The sequence below is a fragment of the Acinetobacter sp. 789_lipA genome, from assembly GCF_058242845.1.
The window spans coordinates 2,114,428-2,131,458 of sequence record NZ_JBZAYS010000001.1; the positions used below are offsets into that span (position 1 = coordinate 2,114,428).

The 17,031-nt window shown below is 41.6% G+C and carries 14 protein-coding genes; all 14 read right to left on the reverse strand.

Annotated elements, in window-relative coordinates; all coding sequences use genetic code 11:
• Positions 1-100: 100 nt before the first annotated feature.
• Positions 101-2,107: an esterase/lipase family protein gene (locus tag AC4CUZ_RS10330; protein ID WP_490747564.1), complete on the reverse strand. Its 2,007-nt coding sequence runs from the start codon at positions 2,105-2,107 to the stop codon at positions 101-103.
• Positions 2,108-2,239: 132 nt separating this feature from the next.
• On the reverse strand, positions 2,240-3,142 hold the full coding sequence (locus AC4CUZ_RS10335) for an ABUW_2363 family tetratricopeptide repeat lipoprotein (protein ID WP_078425893.1): 903 nt from the start codon (positions 3,140-3,142) through the stop codon (positions 2,240-2,242).
• Positions 3,143-3,265: 123 nt separating this feature from the next.
• Positions 3,266-4,075, reverse strand: a complete 810-nt coding sequence (gene cysE, locus AC4CUZ_RS10340) for a serine O-acetyltransferase (RefSeq protein ID WP_490747565.1) — start codon at positions 4,073-4,075, stop codon at positions 3,266-3,268.
• Complete coding sequence (locus AC4CUZ_RS10345) at positions 4,068-4,916, reverse strand: RNA methyltransferase (protein WP_419380812.1); 849 nt, start codon at positions 4,914-4,916, stop codon at positions 4,068-4,070. The genes cysE and AC4CUZ_RS10345 overlap by 8 nt, the downstream gene beginning before the upstream one ends.
• 33 nt (positions 4,917-4,949) lie before the next feature.
• Positions 4,950-8,519 (reverse strand): DNA polymerase III subunit alpha, encoded by a 3,570-nt coding sequence (gene dnaE, locus AC4CUZ_RS10350; RefSeq protein ID WP_490747566.1) that lies wholly within the window; start codon positions 8,517-8,519, stop codon positions 4,950-4,952.
• 184 nt (positions 8,520-8,703) lie between these two features.
• Entirely contained in the window at positions 8,704-8,871 is a 168-nt protein-coding gene (locus AC4CUZ_RS10355) for a hypothetical protein (protein WP_490747567.1), read from the reverse strand.
• Between the two features lie 66 nt (positions 8,872-8,937).
• On the reverse strand, positions 8,938-9,639 hold the full coding sequence (locus tag AC4CUZ_RS10360; protein WP_004282341.1) for an IS1 family transposase: 702 nt from the start codon (positions 9,637-9,639) through the stop codon (positions 8,938-8,940).
• A gap of 34 nt (positions 9,640-9,673) precedes the next feature.
• Positions 9,674-10,129, reverse strand: coding sequence for a hypothetical protein (locus tag AC4CUZ_RS10365; RefSeq protein WP_490747568.1), 456 nt, complete (start codon positions 10,127-10,129; stop codon positions 9,674-9,676).
• A gap of 86 nt (positions 10,130-10,215) precedes the next feature.
• Positions 10,216-10,911, reverse strand: a complete 696-nt coding sequence (locus AC4CUZ_RS10370; protein WP_004696373.1) for a methionine ABC transporter permease — start codon at positions 10,909-10,911, stop codon at positions 10,216-10,218.
• Positions 10,908-11,933, reverse strand: coding sequence for a methionine ABC transporter ATP-binding protein (locus AC4CUZ_RS10375; protein WP_490747569.1), 1,026 nt, complete (start codon positions 11,931-11,933; stop codon positions 10,908-10,910). The genes AC4CUZ_RS10370 and AC4CUZ_RS10375 overlap by 4 nt, the downstream gene beginning before the upstream one ends.
• A 73-nt stretch (positions 11,934-12,006) precedes the next feature.
• Positions 12,007-12,879 carry a MetQ/NlpA family ABC transporter substrate-binding protein gene (locus AC4CUZ_RS10380; RefSeq protein ID WP_419380816.1) on the reverse strand — a complete coding sequence of 291 codons (873 nt, stop codon included), beginning with the start codon at positions 12,877-12,879 and terminating at the stop codon, positions 12,007-12,009.
• A 581-nt stretch (positions 12,880-13,460) separates the two neighbouring features.
• A complete protein-coding gene (purD, locus tag AC4CUZ_RS10385; RefSeq protein ID WP_419380817.1) occupies positions 13,461-14,744 on the reverse strand; it encodes a phosphoribosylamine--glycine ligase in 1,284 nt (427 codons plus the stop codon).
• Positions 14,745-14,885: 141 nt separating this feature from the next.
• Complete coding sequence (gene purH, locus AC4CUZ_RS10390; protein ID WP_490747570.1) at positions 14,886-16,460, reverse strand: bifunctional phosphoribosylaminoimidazolecarboxamide formyltransferase/IMP cyclohydrolase; 1,575 nt, start codon at positions 16,458-16,460, stop codon at positions 14,886-14,888.
• Positions 16,461-16,550: 90 nt separating this feature from the next.
• On the reverse strand, positions 16,551-16,820 hold the full coding sequence (gene fis, locus AC4CUZ_RS10395; protein ID WP_001086304.1) for a DNA-binding transcriptional regulator Fis: 270 nt from the start codon (positions 16,818-16,820) through the stop codon (positions 16,551-16,553).
• Positions 16,821-17,031: the final 211 nt, after the last annotated feature.

Sequence of the window (17,031 nt, forward strand, 5' to 3'; positions counted from 1 at the left end):
TAAAGCGAACAGTTGTTAAACAGCCAAGTGATTATTGTTGTAGGCGTTAGGTGTAAAGCAAAAATAAAAAGCCTAAACATCTGTTTAGGCTTTTAAGGATTTAAGGCTTATACAGACCAAGTTCAGTCAGGTGCAACCGCAGGATACGACGTAACTCAAGAACAGCTTCAGGCGTTTCTTGAATAGAATGTCCCCCTTTAATAATGTTCTCAGACAATGCACCATCTAGATGGGCACTCGTATAAGGCACGACATCGTCTGTAATGATATTGAGGTCATCACTTTTGGTCGCATTCCCCATGATACTGTGGAATTTCATGCCTTTGTATGGAACGACGTTTTTAGTTAACCGAGTAAAGTTAGAGTTTTTGCTGAGATCACTTGGCCCATTTTGAATGAGTCCATTATCGACATCTTTAATGAAGGCTTGTAGGTCAGGGTCACTACTTTGTATAACATCGGTCAGTGCCCCCAAAAACGCACCTGGTAGACGAATGACTTTACGTGCCGCAAGGGTAAACCAGCGGTCAGCAAACTCTGTCCCACGATGTGGTGCTGCCAAGAAAATGGCCCGACTAAAGTTTGGAATCGGTTGAATGTCGAGACGTGATTTAAACAGAGGGTCATTTTTAAATTGTTGCGCACGTCGATTGGGTAGCAGTTTCATTGCCGCAGGGGTTAAGTCAGCATCGCTTACCAAAAGCCGTGCAATAATACCGCCCATACTATGACCCACTAGCACGGCATCCTTTTTGGCAGGCGCTTTGCTATCGACCAAATTAAAACTTTGTTGAATGATTGCATAGATTTGGAAACGACTTTCCAAAATTGGCATATTGGTCGAGTAGAACACTTGCCAAACTTGATAGTGCTCACGTAGTACGGGATCGCCCATTACATCATTCGTCAGACGAATCCATGCCTCTGGACTACTGGCTAGTCCGTGAACGAGCACCACCACTTTTTTATTTGGGTTGTACGGCTCAAGCATGTATAGGTGCGGCATAGTGAGGCGTGCATCACGATCAATCAGTGATAAATACGCGGCTTTACCTAAATTGTTTTGTGCTAACCATAAGCCATAAGGCGCAGAAAAGTTTGCAGCAAGAGGGTAACTTTTGCCTGCAATTTTCGCAGATTCAAACTTATAGGGATCATAAGCTGAGATTTCAAACTCAGGGTTGTTTAAGATCTCATCGATACTGGATGCAGAGCGTGGCTGTGCGGTAATAGTTGCTGCTAAATAACGGGCATTGTGAATGTTAGGATTACGACCATTGGTGTACTGATAATGCAGTGGATCGACAATATATTTGGCTTTTTCGGGTGAGGTGTCATTGTGCTCAGGTGGGAGGACAATCAGAAACTCTGAACCAAAACCATCGCGACGTGTGATAGAGCGCAGGCCTGAAAAGTTCATATTGTAAGTTGACATCAGTTGTTCAACTTGACGGTTTTTTAAAAGTGGGTAGTTATCATAATTTATGCGGTAAATACTTTGTCCCACTTTTATTTGATTACCGACTTCAGATGGCCCATGGCGCAGGCCATAACTATTTACAAGTTTAGCGATAGCTTGGTTATAAAAGTCACGGAGTTGGACTTGTCTGTTATCAAAAATACGGTCTTGCGGGCCACGTTTGGTGTTAAACATGTAGGCATAACTATAGCGAATGCTTTTATCCAGCATGCCAAGTTGTTGATCTAAGCAGCTTTGGTAGTTTTGTTTTTGCAGCGCCTGTTTTTCTTCCGACTGGGTCTTGGCTAAAATACTCACTTTACAGGCTGATGATTTTTCTAAGGAAAGTGCTTTAGCGAGATAAAGTTCGCTAGCAGTAGAGAGGAGCTGTTCATCTTGAATTTGTGGAATTTGTTTGAGTTCGCTGACACATTCCTCAGGTTGCTCTGAACAGATTTTTGCTTCTCGGCCTGTCATAGACAGCACGTTTAGACTCGCTTCACTGAGCTTATCCCGCGTTAAAATACTCTCACGCTCATTGGTAATCGTGACGTTCAGTGATTGATTTTTCACACTGACCACTTGGCAACCACTCAAAAGCGAAACGAGAGTGGTCATCATCAAGGTGCTACGGATGTATTTAGGCATAAAAAGCGTCGACTACCGTTTATTCTTTTGAATTTTTTAAATCATACGATAATTCTCGGATTTATCAATTCGCCTAAAATAAAAATAGACCGAAAATTCGGTCTATTTTTAGGTACATCATAAATGATGGGATTATTTTGCAGTATTTAGAACTTGCCAAACATTCCAACGACCTTGTTTTTCAATTTCATTAATCAAGCGATCCGCAACTTCAGCTTCTTGCGGATATTTCAGCTTGTAGTTTTTCAAGGTTTGCACCGCATTTTTCTTTTGTTCCATCGCGATGTAGTTATTTGCTGTCGCTAAATAGGCTTCTTGAACACCAGATTTCATTGCTTTATCGAGGTATGGCATCGCTTCACGTTGACCACCACCTTCAGACAAGGCAAAACCGAACCAGAAGTTTGCTTCAGGGTCTTCTTGGTTAATTTTTAAAATACGCTGTGCATAAGCCAAAGACTTGGTGGTATAGACTGAACCAAGGTCTAAATTACGTGCCATAACGCTAGCTTTGAACGCACGAACCAGTACATCAAATGAAGCATTGTCTTTCGACGCTAACGTATCGAGCTGTTGTGTCACTTCTTTTAGTTTTAACTCAAAACCTTTACGTTCTTGGCGTTCTGTAAAGCGTGGTGGGTAGTGACGGGCTTTGCCTTCAACCAACTGTAAGAAGTCATCAATTTCAGTAATGTCGACTTCATTGTCGCCCGCCAGTACGGCAAACTTCAACTGACGGTCTTTGCTGTTTACGGTTGGAATAATCAGTTTATTGGTGTCTAAAACCAGTTTTTTAGATGGATCGTCAGAGCGAGTCACTTCCATTTTAGTTACGGGTTGAGCCGCTGCTTTTTTTAAGTTAATTTCAAATGGAGGTGGCGCATCATAATTAAATGGATTGAGTGCATAAAATGGTGCAGTTAATTCAGGCTCTGTAAAAACGATGGTATCGCTATTGTTCTTCGTTGGGTTTGAGCTACACGCTGTTAAAAACGAGACAGCAAGAACAGCAACCGCTAAGGGTTTAAGCATCATAAGGTTCATCCATTCATTATTTTAAGAAGTGGTATAAAAGGCATGTTCGTCAGTCTAAAAAAACTCTGATGAACATGCAAGGTTTGCTATAGGCAGGGTTTCAAAAACTAACACTTTTCATGTTTAGTCATTGGATGGTAGGCTTTGAGCTTCACATTCGCGGCGTACATCTTCCAAAATTTTCAATTCTTCAGCACTAAAGGGTTGTTCATTTTGTTGTTGCTTTTTAAAAGTTGGATCAAGCAAAGACAAACGTTGGCATAGGGTGCTCATCCGTTTCTCATTCAGCTGAATACGGTCAAGTAGAACACGCATACCTTCAAGAATTGGATCAGACTGGTCTTGCGTTGCAGCATAAGGTTGGAAACCAATACTTTCTGCATAATCGCGACGACGTGTTTCTGCTTCATCTTTCGGTTTATCTTTAGAAATAAAGCGTGCAGGGTTACCAACTGCTGTGGTGTCGGCTGGAACTGCTTTGGTGACGACTGCATTTGAGCCGACTTTCGCATTTTTACCAACAGTAAAAGGGCCTAAAATTTTAGCACCAGCACCAACCACCACACCGTCTTCTAAGGTCGGGTGACGTTTGCCTTTATTCCATGTGGTTCCACCTAAAGTGACACCGTGATATAAGGTCACATCGTCGCCAATTTCAGCGGTTTCACCAATCACGACGCCCATGCCATGGTCAATAAAAAAACGACGACCAATTTTAGCACCCGGGTGAATTTCAATACCTGTTGCAAATCGGCTAAAAGAAGATAATAAACGAGCTGAGCCTTTACATTCTTTTTTCCATAACTCATGCGCCATGCGGTGCATGATCAAGGCATGAATGCCTGGATATGTGGTTAGAACTTCTAAAGTGTTTCGTGCCGCAGGATCGCGCGCGAATACAGCATGTATATCTTCTTTGAGCTGTTTAAGCATTAGATTGATCCTCTGTTTGATCCGTATTTGACTTTTTCCATGTGCCGTTATTTAAAGCTTGTACACGACTAAAAATACCACGAAGTAAATGATATTCCATACGATCTAATTGTATACGTCCAAAAAGACGACGCAAGCGTAAAGGCAGTAATCGAGGATTTTTTGGATCTAAAAATTCAATCTCGGCCAACATTTTTTCAATGTGCGGGTAGAACTGTTCCATTTGCTCATGGGTGACCAAAGGCTCATCCCATTGCATAGACTCAGTATCTGTTACAGGCATGGTTGCAGTTTCATCTTTACCGCTTTCCACAGCAGCCAGTGTGGCCATACGCATTTCATAACAAATCACTTGAATCGCTTGAGCCACATTTAGTACACCATAGTCTGTATTTACAGGAATGGTGACATGATAGTTAGCCATGGCGAGTTCTTCGTTGGTCAGTCCGCGGTCTTCACGGCCAAATACAACAGCAACGTCTTGCTGATCATTCACCACTGCTGAAATTGATTTTTCAGCTGCGGGACGTGCGTCTAGCAAAGGCCAAGGAATGGTACGACTACGCGCACTCGTGCCAAACACTAAATGGCAGTCTTTGATGGCATCAGCAAGGGTTTCAACGATTTCAATCTGCTCAATTAAATCAGTTGCACCCGCAGCCAAAGCATCAATATTGGGATGCGGATAGGTTTTTGGCGCAACCAAAACCAGTTTTGAGAGTCCCATCGTTTTCATGGCGCGCAGTGCGCTACCAATGTTTGCAGGGAGTGTGGTATTGACCATGACAATACGCACATGGGAGAGATGCGCTGAAACAGCGGCATTGTCAAATTGGCTCATGATTTTTCCAATGAATCTTTAAAATTTAAATAATTAAGAGAACTGACCGACTTCAGCTTGATATAAGTCCATGGCATCATCCATGCTCATATCCGCAGGGGGCGGTGGTACATCTACAGGTTTGGCTTCTTCATAGCTCACCGCTTTGGCTGCTTTGGATTTGACTTGATATTCCACATGAAGATTTTCTTTACCAAAATAGTCACGCAGTTTAGACAGAAGGTCATCCAGTGGCGCCACTTTCCAATTAATCCCTAAGTGCAATTCAGCCGTGGCATACGGGTAGTCCAACAGCAATTGCAGTGGGATGTGATTACACATATCGACATTACAAAAGGGTGCAAGAATATTTTTTAAATCTTGGCTCAGTGTTTTTGTGCTATGTGTTGGGTCGAGACGAATTTGAATACAGTTGGCGCGTTTTTGACGAATTTCATTTAGGGTAAATGCTTTGGTTAAGCGACCCATTGGACGGTCAAAACCTTCACGTTCGTAAATTTCACCTTCAATTACCACCACTTTTTCATTTTGAATGATGTCTTTAAAACGCATAAAGCGTTCATGGTTCGCAGAGACTTCGATCCGTGAGGTACCATCATCTAAGGTCACCATCATTCGGTTCGGGAAGTTAGCTACATCAACCACAAGCCCAGCAAAAACCGTAGTAACACCACGACGGGTTGGGGTAAGTTCATTAATTTTATTCGGAATAAACGCTTTCAACTCAGTGCGATATACATCAATTGGGTGACCGGTTAAATACAACCCTAGAGTGTCTTTTTCACCTTTGAGACGGACTTCATCTGACCAAGGTTTAACAGGTTTGGCGGGTTTACGTTGTACTTCTTCAACCTCACCAAACAAGTCCATGATGCCTGTTTCACGGTTTGAGCGAGCTTGATCTGCCGCTTGTACCGCTTCAGGTAGCTGCGCCATTAGGCTTGAGCGCTCAATGCCGAGGCAGTCTAAAGCACCTGAGCGAATCAATGCTTCTAAAGTCCGTTTATTGATTTTTTTCAGATCAATACGATGGCAGAAATCAAACAAATCACGATAAGGCCCATCTTGAATACGCGAGTCAATGACCGACTGCATCGCCGCTTCACCGACGCCTTTAATTGCACCGAGTCCATAAACGATCGTTTTATCGTCCGAAGCATGGAATTGATAGATAGACATATTGACCGAAGGCGGCAATACCTCTATATCATTGTGGCGACAGTCATCAATCAAGAACACCACGTTATCGGTGTTTTGCATTTCCGATGACATCACCGCTGCTAAGAATTCAGCTGGATAATGCGCTTTGAGCCATGCCGTTTGATAAGCTACAAGGGCATAGGCAGCGGCATGCGATTTGTTAAAGCCATAACCTGCGAACTTTTCCATATAGTCAAAGATATGGTTGGCAGTGGCTTCATCAATGTCTTTTTTGGCTGCACCTTCCGTGAAAATTTGGCGCTGTTTGACCATTTCTTCGGGCTTTTTCTTACCCATCGCACGACGTAGTAAGTCCGCACCACCCAAGCTATAGCCCGCACAATACTGTGCTGCCTGCATTACCTGTTCTTGGTAAACCATAATGCCGTAAGTCGGCTCAAGTACACCTTCAAGTAGGGGGTGAAGATATTCAAACTCGCCACCATGCATACGGTGGATAAAGTCTGGAATCAGGTCCATTGGGCCCGGACGGTAAAGGGATACGAAGGCGATAATTTCTTCAAATTTGCTTGGACGTGCTTCCTTGAGCATTTTTTTCATGCCCACGGATTCAAACTGGAAGACCGCTGTGGTGTTGGCATTGGCAAAGATGAGGTATGCATCTTTGTCATCAAGCGGAATGAACGCAATGTCTAAAGGCACATCTAGCTGAATGCGCTTATTGATATTCTTCACGGCATCTTCAATGACCGTTAAGTTGCGCAGACCCAAGAAGTCGAACTTTACTAGACCTGCAGATTCAACATCGTCTTTATCGTACTGCGCAACACGGCCTGTACCATCTGCATCACACATCACGGCAGAAAAGTCGGTAATTTTAGTCGGGGAAATGACCACGCCACCTGCGTGTTTACCTGTGTTACGGGTAATGCCTTCGAGTTTTAATGCCATTTCCCAAATTTCAGCCGCATCGTCATTGTCTGGGTTGGATGGGTTAGTGACAATATCTTTAAGCTGTGGCTCTGCTTCAATCGACTCTTCGAGGCTAAGACCTAAAGGCTTGGTCGGAATCATTTTTGAGATTCGGTCTGCCAAACCATAGGATTTACCCAAGACACGTGCCACATCACGAATAGCACCTTTGGCTGCCATGGTGCCGAAAGTGGCAATTTGTGATACTGCATCGCGTCCGTATGTACGCGCCACATAGTCAATCACACGATCACGACCAGCAATACAGAAATCGACGTCGAAATCGGGCATTGAAACACGTTCTGGGTTTAAGAAGCGTTCGAAGAGTAGTCCGTATGGGAGAGGATCGAGATCCGTAATTTTTAAGCTGTAAGCAACAAGTGAACCTGCACCTGAACCACGACCCGGACCAACGGGAACGCCATTACCTTTGGACCATTGGATGAAGTCCATGACAATCAAGAAATAGCCCGGAAAACCCATTTTAAGAATGGTCCCGATTTCATATTCTAAACGATCATCATATTCTTTACGTTTTTGAGGCCAGTATTCATCACGCGTTTCAGGTGGATATAAAAAGTCTAAACGCTCTTCTAAACCTTCTTTGGATAAATGTGCAAAGTAGGTGTCAATGGTATGGCCTTCAGGAATAGGGTAGTCAGGCAGGAAGTATTTACCTAATTGCAGAGTAACGTTACAACGCTTAGCAATTTGATAAGTATTTTCAATTGCAGATGGAATGTCTGCAAATAATTCCGCCATTTGTTGGCCAGATTTAAAATATTGTTCTGGAGAGTAATTTTTTGGTCGGCGGTTATCCCCTAATACATAACCATCGGCAATACAGACCCGAGCTTCGTGTGCTTCAAAGTCGATTTCTTTCATGAAGTGCACATCGTTGTGCGCAACTACACCAATATTGTATTTTTTAGCCAGTTTTATGGCTTCATAATTGAAGTCATCTTCACCGGAGCGTTCTGTTCGACATAGAGCCAAATAAACACGATTGCCAAACTTTGCAATCCATTCTTCGAGTAAAGGTTCAGCTTTTTGCGGATTCGATGTACAAAGCATTTTGCCGACATCAGATCGCATGCCAAGTAGCGCAATCAGGTCATGGTTTTGTTCTAAAATCCAGTCTTTTGCAACGCAAGGAATATCAAGCTGTTGACCTCGGATAAAACCTTCTGAAACCAGTTCGGTTAGATTACGCCAGCCAACATTGCTCATTGCTAATAAAGTCACGCGATGTTCAGCATCGTTCAAGCGAACTTCTGAACCCATAATCGGTTTGATACCATTATCTAAGCATTTACCATAAAATTTTACAGCAGCATGTAAGTTAGATAAGTCAGTAATGGCAAGGGCTGGCATACCTTCTGCCTTAGCAGCTTTGACTAAATCAGGTATACGTACAATTGATTCTGTGATTGAAAATTCTGTATGAATACCAAGATGTACAAAGTGCATAAGTGAGTCCCTGCAAAAACCGCTGAATAGTTTAACATGCTCTGCCTTCATTCTGAGTGCGATTCAAATGAATTGGCAAAATTTAATAGGCTACAGTGTTTGGACTGTTTATTTTATTGTCAGTAAGTTCTAAACGACTTAAAAAAGGCAATGTCAGTCGCATTGTTTCTTGGCATAAAAGCCTTTAGCAGGCCACTGCTTGCTGAATGGTAAAGCTGCTTAACCGCCCATTTTTAAAACCAAAGTTGAGATAAGCCGTGTAGGGTGGGGCAAAGTCTTGGGGTTCTTTCAGAAAGGCTTTGATTTCATTGGGCTGCAAGAGCAAAACTTGGGCTTCACCTGATGCTGCCATACCTTGTGCACTGTATTTAAAGTCTTGTTTAAACTGCTGGGTGGTGTTTCAAAAAGTATGCTGGCATTAAACGAATCCATTATTGATATAAAAGAACACTAAATCAAAGGCTTTGAAATGATTTTCAAGCTTTTTGGAGAAGTTGCAGCTTCTCCTAAAGCCTCGCCTGATTCGATGCCGTAATCGACAATTATTGCCTTCTATACCCACAGTGAAAAATTTACCAATCAACTGTTTGCATTCTTTAAAGGTCGTAACAAAGCTATCCCAATGGTCACTTGATATACATGTATAGCTTACACCTAACTGCTTCAATTTTAATTTAAGTCGTTTTGCAGTGGCTAAATCTCGGTTACCCCATACATAAGCAACAATTTCACCTGTTTCTCGATGATAGGCATAAATTAGCCATTGTTTATTTTGCTTATGACCAACAAAAGTCCAAAACTCATCTACTTCAAGGGTTTCATAATGACTTTGCTGTGCTCGAAGTTGATATTTTGATTGGCTAAGTGTCCGTAGAACTTTACCGATACTTACTCTTTCAATTTCTGCTATATCCCTGACACCACTGCCTCGCACCATGAGGTGTAATATTTTGGTTTTGATACCTGAGTGACAGCCTTGATAACTGAGAGCATGATCACCAATAAATTGACGTCTGCATATTTTACATTGGTAATTTTGCTTACCATCTACTTTTGTGCCATTTTTCTTTATACTGTCACTTAGGCAGGCTGGACACTTGATTTCTAGAGTTATTCGCATTTCTCTATTTTATCAAAATCCAACCTGCTTTTTTTCAGCATACTTTTTGAAACACCACCAACTGCTGTAAAGTATAATTCGGTGTGATCTGAATATTTTGCACGCGTATGTTTTCGCTCATCGCTTGAGTGCTTTCCCAGTCAAGCCAAACACGGCCTTTGGTTTGACCGAGTTGTTTGAAATTCGTTTTGTCTTTATAGAATTTTTCAGTCTGAATCTTGGGATTATCTTCGTTAAAAATCTCAAACTTTAGGGTTTTGGGTTGGGCACTTGTAATAGTGTATTCATAGTTGCCTGTACATTCAGCATATAGCTTACTGGTTTTTCCAGTCGTTGGAGCGAGTAATTGACTGACTTGATTTGCTGTCACAGGTGCATTGAGTTCAACCTGATTCACTTTCACACTGGTGACGTAGTTATAGGGATTTGAAGCTGCATGGCTGAGCATCGGCAAAAGACTTAGACTGATCAATAGAGTTGTTATTTTCATCGTTATAGCTTTTAAAAGTTTTGTTTGCCGCATTATATAAAACTTAGACCTGAAAAAAAGCTCCCAATATTGAGAGCTTGATTTTGTTAGCGCAGTTTAGATAGCCAATCGCCAACGGATTGTACAATTTGCACCATGATCAACAGCACAATCACCGTGAGGATCACGACACTGGTGTCAAAACGTTGATAACCATAAGATATAGCAAGGTCACCAATACCGCCTGCACCCACGGCCCCAGCCATCGCGGTTGCACCAATTAAGCTAATCGTGGCTGTGGTTAAGTTTAAAATCAGTGAACTGCGTGCTTCAGGTAAAATAAACTTAAAGATGATTTGTAGTGGCGTTGCACCCATTGCTTGTGCAGATTCGATAATCCCTTCATTCACTTCAAGTAATGAAGTTTCCACCAAACGACCAATGTATGGTCCGACATAGATGGTGAGCGGAACAATTGCAGCCCACGTGCCAATCGATGTACCGACGATGAGTTTGGTTAAAGGTAAAACCGCAATCAGTAAAATAATAAAAGGCAGAGAGCGCAGGGCATTCACAATCGGGTTCAGGCTGTGATAAATTGCTTTGTTGGGCAAAATACCATCAGGACGGGTGACCAATAAAATGATGGCCTGAATAAAGCCCCAAATACAGCCAAACAGCATTGCAAAAAACACCATATGAAATGTTTCTTGCAAAGCTGTAATAAACTGATCAATCGATAAAGAGCTTTTCCAAAAAGGTGCTGTGATTTGAGTTAACCACTGGACAATTAAATCTCTCATGCCAGCTCTCCTGATTGTTCAACAGCCACACCATGTTGTTTTAAAAACTCAACTGCTTCAGCGATCAGACTTTCATTGCCCAAAAGCTGAACAAACATTTGTCCAATCACATTGCCATCAATTTCAATCATGTTGGCAAACAGGATATTGAGACTAATATCAAACTGTTTAATTAAGTTTTGAATTACGGTTTCGTGTGCAGAGTTACCAAGAAATTGTAAGCGGTAAATACTATGGTGATGCTTATGCTCGAGGTTATTCAGAAGCTTAATCGGTAGCTGTTGATGCAAAATCGTTTGAATAAAATTCTGTGTCGTTGCATGTTGCGGACGACTAAACAGGTCCACTGTTTTTCCAGTTTCAACCACTTTACCGAGTTCCATTACGGCTACATGTGAGCAGATGCTTTGGATCACATCCATTTCATGTGTCACCATGACGATGGTAATACCTTGCTCTTGATTGATTTTTTTGAGCAAGTCTAAAACTGACTTAGTGGTTTGTGGGTCGAGTGCAGAAGTCGCTTCGTCACAAAGTAATATTTTAGGATGGTTGGCAAGCGCACGTGCAATACCGACACGTTGTTTTTGACCACCCGAAAGTTCGTCTGGATAAGCTTCTTTTTTGTGTTTGAGATCAATAAACTCAAGTAGCTCATTCAAACGCTTTTCACGTTCAGCTTTGCTATAACCTAAAAGTTTCATGGGCATTTCAATATTGGCTGCAACGGTTTTGGTTTGCAGTAAGTTGAAATGCTGGAAAATCATGCCAATATTTGCACGTTCTTGACGTAATGCTTTTGCATCTAATGCAGTAAAGTCTTTTTGATTGATAATCACTTGGCCTTGAGTTGGGCGTTCAAGTAAATTGATCAAACGAATGAGGGTACTTTTACCTGCACCACTATAGCCAATAACGCCAAAAATACTGCCTTCTGGAATGTCCAAATTGATTTGGTCCAGTGCAGGAATGGTTTGGCCTTTCAGCTGATAGTGCTTTGAAATGTTTTTAAATTGAATCATATCGTCAAAAACTACACAAAAATGAAAAAACAGGCAAAGAGACTTTGCCTGTTTCGTTGATTTGATTATATTACTATTTAGCTTGAGTAAGGTAGCTTACTGGCTTGTTCACATCAATTTTTGTGCCGCCAAAATGTTCTTGAACATATTTGCCGACTGCAGCAACATGGTAAAGCTCACCGACTTTTTTCAGTACAGGGTCGTTTTGACGCGCTTCAGCCACAGCAAGAACGTTGACGTTCATTTTCGTGGTTTGGTCGATTGGCTCATAGTAAATCGCATCTTTCAATACGTTTAGACCACCTTCCATTGCAAGGGTATTCCCCAAGACAATTGCATCAACTTCGTCTTTCACACGTACAGCCGTTGCCATTTGAATGGGTTTAATCACCAATGCTTTTTTATTTTCAACGATGTCTTGAGATGTACCTTTCACAAAGTCAAAGTCATTTTTTAACTTCACAAGACCCGCAGATTGTAATAATAACAATGCACGTGATTCGTTCGCACCGTCATTTGGAATCGCAATCGTTGCACCATTTTTAAATTCAGCCAGAGTTTTTACTTTGCTTGAATAGATGCCCATTGGCTCTAGGTAGGTCGTTGAAAGTGGAGCAATCTTCGCTGTGTTCGCTTCGTTATATGCTACAAGGTAAGCATAAGATTGGAATGCATTGACATCGACTTCATTGTTTGCAACAGCAGTGTTCATTGCAACATAGTCAGTGAAGTTTTTAATGTCTAACTTTAAGCCAGCTGCTTTAGTTTCTGGCAAAGTTGCAATATAGCGCCAAATGTCTGCATCAGACCCAGTCGATGCGATGGTTACTGTTTGCTCAGCTGCTGCAGTATCCGTTTTAGCCGCATCTGCTGCAGGTGCTTCAGGTTTACTACAACCCGTTAAAACAACAGATAAACCCAGCGCAATTCCTAGAATTTTTTTCATTTTTTCTTCCCGAGTAAGCACCCAAACGAGGCTTAACTTAGCTGAACAATAGAGAGATCGATTGATTTTAAATCAGGTATTCCTGATTTGATGCATATGACTGTAATGTGAGTTTTGCAAGTGTGCAATTCGATATCAGTCGAATATGTACTTTCACTTTGGAAAAGATTAACTTTTTCAAATCACTAGAAACATCTCTGCTCAATCGTTAAATTTTGCACATCATATCAACAAAGTAATATTCGATATAGAGCATAAAAGTTCAATACTTATCTTATTTAAAGATTAGTAATTTGCATTTTGTTTATAATTTTATAATGAAAACAATATATTATTTTTAATTAATCTATTTAAAAATAATAATTTGCATAAATTTTGTGCTTTATAAGATTTTATCTAAACTAAATACAAAAAATAGATATAACGAGTATAAAGTGCAAAAAGTATGTCTCAGAATATAGGATGAATATAGCTATATCTTTAGAAATTAATTTATATTCATACGGATATATTTAAAAAAATTCGCAGCGGTTTGCAATAAAAAAACCCGCATTTAGCGGGTTTTTACAGTATGGATGCTTTTAAGCATTTTCACGCGCAATAGCACGATAACCAATATCTGTACGATATTGCATACCCGTAAATGTCACTTGACCACAGACTTCTAAAGCATTGACTTGCGCTTCAAGTACGGTATCGCCAAGAGCTGTGACACATAAAACACGACCACCCGCAGTCAAGATGTGACCGTCGGCACTCATTGTAGTGCCCGCATGGAAGATTTTTGTGTTTTCAGGAGATTGACCAAGACCAGAGATTACGTCACCTTGACGAACAGTTTCTGGGTAGCCTTCTGCTGCTAGGACAATACCAATTGATTTGCGTTCATCCCATTCAGCTTCTGCTGGAAGATTACCTGCAATACCAGCTTCAACCAGATCGACCAATGATGATTTTAAACGCATCATAATCGGCTGAGTTTCAGGGTCACCAAAACGACAGTTGAACTCGATCACTTTTGGTTGACCTTTGTCATCAATCATCAAGCCTGCGTATAAGAAACCTGTATAAACGTGACCGTCCTTTTTCATACCTTCAACGGTAGGACGCATCACTTCATTCATGGTTTTTTCAAATACATCTGCAGTCACCACAGGAGCAGGAGAGTAAGCACCCATACCACCCGTGTTTGGACCTTGGTCGCCTTCAAAAATACGCTTATGGTCTTGAGATGTTGCCATTGGTAAGATGTTGTCGCCATCAATCATACAAATGAAAGATGCTTCTTCACCAGCAAGGAATTCTTCGATCACAACACGAGAACCAGCATCACCAAACTTGTTGCCCGCCAACATGTCATCAATCGCATCAAAAGCTTCTTGATTAGTCATGGCTACAATTACGCCTTTACCCGCAGCAAGACCATCGGCCTTGATCACGATTGGCGCGCCATTTTTTTCAACAAATGCTTTCGCTGCATCGACCTCAGTAAATACATCGTAGAACGCAGTAGGAATGTTGTGGCGTTTTAAGAAGTGCTTAGCAAATGCTTTTGAGCCTTCTAGCTGGGCAGCAAATTGAGTTGGGCCCCAAATTTGAAGCTCTGCCGCGCGGCAAGCATCAACTACACCATTTACCAGCGGTGCTTCTGGACCCACAATAATCAAATCTACTGCATTGTTTTTTGCAAAGTCGATAATTGCAGCATTGTCTAAAATGTTGAGTGCAACATTTTCACATTTGTTTTCTGTTGCAGTTCCTGCATTACCTGGTGCAACAAAAACTTTTGCAACTTTTTCATCTTGAGCGATTTTCCATGCCAATGCATGTTCACGACCGCCATTACCCAAAACTAACATGTTCATCTTACTATCCTTTTTTAATCCCTCCCAACCTCCCTTTGAAAAGGGAGGGGCATCACGAATTTAAAGAGTCCTTTAATTCATGACAAGTCCCCCTTTAAAAAGGGGGATTTAGGGGGATTTTTGAATATGAATTATTGTAAATTAATGACGGAAGTGACGCATGCCAGTGAAGACCATTGCAATACCTGCTTCATCTGCAGCAGCAATGGTTTCTTCGTCACGCATAGAACCGCCCGGTTGGATAATACATTTAATACCTGCTTTTGCTGCATTATCAATACCATCGCGGAATGGGAAGAATGCATCAGATGCCATTACAGCACCTTCAACCACTAAGCCTGCGTGCTCCGCTTTAATGGCAGCAATACGCGCTGAGTTAACACGGCTCATTTGGCCTGCGCCTACACCAATGGTTTGACGACCTTTAGCATAAACAATGGCATTTGATTTTACGTATTTCGCAACTTTCCATGCAAAGATCAAATCATCAATCTCAGCATCCGTTGGTGCGCGTTTCGTCACGACTTTTAGATCATCTTCGGTGATCATGCCTAAGTCTTGGTCTTGAACCAATAAACCGCCATTTACGCGTTTATAGTCAAGTTGTGGCGCACGCTCATCAAGTGCAGGTAATTCACCACAAATGAGAACACGAACATTTTTCTTCGCGCCAGTGACTTCAAGCACGCCTTCAGCGATGCTCGGTGCAATGATAACTTCAACAAACTGACGATCTACAATGGCTTGTGCAGTTGCAACATCTAATTCACGGTTGAATGCAATGATGCCGCCAAAAGCTGATTCAGGATCTGTCGCATAAGCCAAGTCATATGCCGCTTGAATACCATCTAAAGACACAGCAACGCCACATGGGTTTGCGTGTTTAACGATAACACAAGCAGGTTTTGCAAATGATTTGACACATTCAAGTGCGGCATCTGTATCTGCAATGTTGTTATACGAAAGTTCTTTACCTTGAAGTTGTTTCGCTGTTGAAACAGAGGCTTCAGTTGCTGTGCTTTCTACATAGAATGCTGCTGACTGATGCGGGTTTTCACCATAACGCAAGTCTTGAGCTTTATTTAACTGTGTATTGAACGTACGTGCAAACTTGTCTGCTTGACCTTCTTCCTTGCCTACGCGAGCACCTAGGTAAGAAGCAATCATGCCATCATACTGTGCTGTATGTTCAAATGCTTTAACGGCTAAATCAAAACGAGTTTCGTAAGACAAAGCACCATTTGTTTTAAGCTCAGCAACAACAGTGTCGTAGTCTGTAGCATTGACCACAATACCGACAGAAGCATGATTTTTCGCAGCAGCACGCACCATAGTTGGGCCGCCGATGTCGATATTTTCAATCGCATCTGCAAGTGAGCAGTTCGGTTTAGCGACAGTTGCAGCAAATGGATAAAGGTTCACAACCACAAGATCGATCGCATCGATATTGTGTTCAGCCATCACAGCTTCGTCTAGACCGCGACGAGCTAAGATACCACCATGAATTTTCGGGTGTAGCGTTTTTACACGACCATCCATCATTTCTGGGAAACCCGTATGCTCTGAAACTTCAACTACAGCGATATTGTTGTCTTTTAACAACTTATATGTACCGCCAGTAGATAAAATTTCTACCCCTAGAGCAACAAGGTTTTGAGCGAACTCAACAATGCCAGTTTTATCGGAAACAGAGATTAAAGCGCGTTTAATGGTCATGATCTTCGTCACAGTTATCAAGAATTAAAACAAAAAGCCAAAAATAGCAGGTAAAAAAAATGCCCGCGGAAGCCGCAAGCATTTTATCATTTATTCACTCATTAAACCGTGAGCTTTTAACTTTTTACGTAAAGTTCCACGGTTAAGTCCTAGAATCTCCGCAGCACGTGTTTGGTTACCGCGGGTATATTCTAAAACTACAGATAGAAGAGGTTTCTCCATTTCTGCCAGCACCATGTCGTAGACCTGAGATGGTTGCTCGCCTTGCAGTTGTGCAAAATAGTGGCGAACTGCGCGATCTACGTGAATACGAAGAGCGACATCAGACTGTGCAGTAAAAATAGGAGATTTGCTATTCATGCGAAGTAATCCGAAAAATCTAAATATCACTTGGGTAAAGTGACATATATAAAGTGGTCTAAAATTAAAATGAACTTCGTTTTAGATCCTAAAACGACTAGTTCTAAAACTGTACATTTAGCATGCCACAATATCGCTAAGTTGGTCGAAATATAAGCGTAACAATAGTTAAATATTTGTTACCGACCTTTTTTAAACAAAAAAATCTGCT

What these genes read in the sequence shown, in the direction of transcription:
- AC4CUZ_RS10380 (WP_419380816.1), bottom strand. Translation starts at nt 12,879, where the DNA reads ATGAAAAAAATTCTAGGAATTGCGCTGGGTTTATCTGTTGTTTTAACG.
- AC4CUZ_RS10360 (WP_004282341.1), bottom strand. Translation starts at nt 9,639, where the DNA reads ATGCGAATAACTCTAGAAATCAAGTGTCCAGCCTGCCTAAGTGACAGT.
- dnaE (WP_490747566.1), bottom strand. Translation starts at nt 8,519, where the DNA reads ATGCACTTTGTACATCTTGGTATTCATACAGAATTTTCAATCACAGAA.
- purD (WP_419380817.1), bottom strand. Translation starts at nt 14,744, where the DNA reads ATGAACATGTTAGTTTTGGGTAATGGCGGTCGTGAACATGCATTGGCA.
- AC4CUZ_RS10345 (WP_419380812.1), bottom strand. Translation starts at nt 4,916, where the DNA reads ATGAGCCAATTTGACAATGCCGCTGTTTCAGCGCATCTCTCCCATGTG.
- cysE (WP_490747565.1), bottom strand. Translation starts at nt 4,075, where the DNA reads ATGCTTAAACAGCTCAAAGAAGATATACATGCTGTATTCGCGCGCGAT.
- AC4CUZ_RS10365 (WP_490747568.1), bottom strand. Translation starts at nt 10,129, where the DNA reads ATGAAAATAACAACTCTATTGATCAGTCTAAGTCTTTTGCCGATGCTC.
- AC4CUZ_RS10370 (WP_004696373.1), bottom strand. Translation starts at nt 10,911, where the DNA reads ATGAGAGATTTAATTGTCCAGTGGTTAACTCAAATCACAGCACCTTTT.
- AC4CUZ_RS10375 (WP_490747569.1), bottom strand. Translation starts at nt 11,933, where the DNA reads ATGATTCAATTTAAAAACATTTCAAAGCACTATCAGCTGAAAGGCCAA.
- AC4CUZ_RS10330 (WP_490747564.1), bottom strand. Translation starts at nt 2,107, where the DNA reads ATGCCTAAATACATCCGTAGCACCTTGATGATGACCACTCTCGTTTCG.
- AC4CUZ_RS10355 (WP_490747567.1), bottom strand. Translation starts at nt 8,871, where the DNA reads ATGGCAGCATCAGGTGAAGCCCAAGTTTTGCTCTTGCAGCCCAATGAA.
- purH (WP_490747570.1), bottom strand. Translation starts at nt 16,460, where the DNA reads ATGACCATTAAACGCGCTTTAATCTCTGTTTCCGATAAAACTGGCATT.
- fis (WP_001086304.1), bottom strand. Translation starts at nt 16,820, where the DNA reads ATGAATAGCAAATCTCCTATTTTTACTGCACAGTCTGATGTCGCTCTT.
- AC4CUZ_RS10335 (WP_078425893.1), bottom strand. Translation starts at nt 3,142, where the DNA reads ATGATGCTTAAACCCTTAGCGGTTGCTGTTCTTGCTGTCTCGTTTTTA.